Here is a 401-nt window from a genome sequence, read left to right as displayed (position 1 = left end):
ACGGCGATGGCAGGAGCCAGTGTTGTAGCAGGATTGGGATTAGCTGGGACAGAATTAGTGGCCTTTGGTGGCGATGTGGCCCTTAGAGGAACAGGGGCTGTGTTATCAGGCGTGGTTGGTGGCACGGCGATGGCAGGAGCCAGTGTTGTAGCAGGGTTGGGATTAGCGGGGACAGAATTGGCGGCCTTTGGTGGTGATGTGGCCCTTAGAGGAACAGGGGCTGTGTTATCAGGCGTGGTTGGTGGCACGGCGATGGCAGGAGCCAGTGTTGTAGCAGGATTGGGATTAGCTGGGACAGAATTAGTGGCCTTTGGTGGCGATGTGGCCCTTAGAGGAACAGGGGCTGTGTTATCAGGCGTGGTTGGTGGCACGGCGATGGCAGGAGCCAGTGTTGTAGCAGG

The 401-nt window shown here is 58.1% G+C and carries 1 protein-coding gene; it reads left to right on the top strand.

The window, feature by feature from the left end:
• On the top strand, window positions 1-401 hold a 401-nt coding region (locus tag Q0779_RS23795), incomplete at both ends, for a hypothetical protein (RefSeq protein ID WP_298776748.1).

It is taken from the genome of uncultured Shewanella sp., from assembly GCF_947491715.1.
GTDB lineage: Bacteria > Pseudomonadota > Gammaproteobacteria > Enterobacterales > Shewanellaceae > Shewanella.
This window is presented reverse-complemented; position numbering and strand designations above follow the sequence as displayed.